Source organism: Streptomyces graminilatus (genome assembly GCF_001418565.1).
GTDB classification, from domain to species: Bacteria; Actinomycetota; Actinomycetes; order Streptomycetales; family Streptomycetaceae; genus Streptomyces; species Streptomyces graminilatus.
Genome location: NZ_LIQQ01000477.1, coordinates 1 through 1,394, shown reverse-complemented (window position 1 = coordinate 1,394; position 1,394 = coordinate 1). Strand labels below are relative to the sequence as shown.

Genomic DNA, 1,394 nt, shown 5'->3' with positions numbered 1-1,394 from the left:
CTGGCGGCGTCGAGCTCGACGGCCAACCGCACTCCGGGGCCGTACGAGAGCTGGTTGGCGTGGACGCGCGGATGCAGCCCCTTCGCCTTGCCCGCGGTGAGGATCGCGCGTGCCTGGTCGCCGTCGAAGGCGCCCTTCTCGCAGAAGACGTCGACCCAACGGGCGTACGGGGCACAGGCGTCGAGCATCTCGCCGGTGACCAGGGCGACATAGGCGGCCGGGTCGTCGGCGTAGTCCGGGGAGACGATGTGGGCGCCGAGGTAGGTGACCTCGTCGGTGTGGGCGGCGGCGATGCGCAGGGCGCGGGCCTCGTCCTCGACGGTCAGGCCGTACCCCGACTTGGTCTCGAAGGTCGTCGTGCCCTGGTGGAGGGCCTCGCGGAGGTAACGGGTGAGGTTGGCCTCCAGTTCCGCGTCCGTGGCGGCGCGGGTGGCGGCGACGGTCGTACGGATGCCGCCCGCCGTGTAGCTCCGCCCGGACATGCGGGCGTTGAACTCCTGGGTGCGGTCGCCCGCGAAGACGAGGTGGGAGTGGGAGTCGACGAAGCCCGGGAGGACGGCCCGGCCACCGGCGTCGACCCGATTGTCAGTGGTGGGTGCTTTGCTGGATTCACCGGTCCAGACGACGCGGTCGCCTTCGATGACGACGGCCGCGTCCAGGACCAGCCCAAGAGGAGAACCGTCGCCGAGAGAGGGGTCGTTGGTGACCAGGCTGCCGATGTTCGTGATGACAGTCGTCGTGCCGGTGGTGGTGTCGGTCGTGCTGCCGATAGCGCTGTTCGTCCGGTTCGGACTGCCCGGACTGCTCGGCGTGCTGGTGCTGTTCATCGCGTCCTCATGGGTTGCGGGCCGGGCGAGGGACCGTACCGGCGTGCGTATCGGCGGGCGTACGGGGTTCAGCCGCGCAGGGCTTCGACAGCGGCGGCGAGCGCCTGCGGCACCTCGGGGACGAGGGTGTGCGCCCCGTCTCGCACGACGTGCCGGCCGGCCACGACCGTATGACGCACATCCGCTGCCGACGCTGCGAATACCGCGGTCTCCGCTCCCAGGCGAGGCACCGGCCCCGCAGTTCTGACGGAGTCGAGCGCGATCGTCGTGAAGTCGGCGAGCGCGCCCGCCTCCAGGGTGCCCGCGTCGTCCCAGCCGAGGGCCGCGTGGCCGTCGGCGGAGGCCGCCCGGAGCAGTGCCGCCGCCGTCCAGTGCCCCCGGGTGCGGGTGCGCAGACGCTCGTTCAGCTCCATGGCGCGCGCCTCTTCGAGCAGGTCGATGACGGCGTGGCTGTCGGAGCCGAGGGAGAGGGGTGAGCCCGCGCGCTGGAGGGCGACGGCGGGGCCGATGCCGTCGGCGAGGTCGCGTTCGGTGGTGGGGCACATACAGGTGCCGGTGTGGCTGCCG

Annotated in this window: 2 protein-coding genes; both read right to left on the bottom strand. The window is 72.1% G+C overall.

The window, feature by feature from the left end; translation table 11 throughout:
- The coding region (locus tag AOK08_RS33400) for an amidohydrolase family protein (RefSeq protein WP_055532986.1) at positions 1-827 on the bottom strand (827 nt) is incomplete at its 3' end.
- Between the two features lie 68 nt (positions 828-895).
- Positions 896-1,394: amidohydrolase family protein (locus AOK08_RS33395; RefSeq protein WP_157876895.1), on the bottom strand; the 499-nt coding region annotated here is incomplete at its 5' end.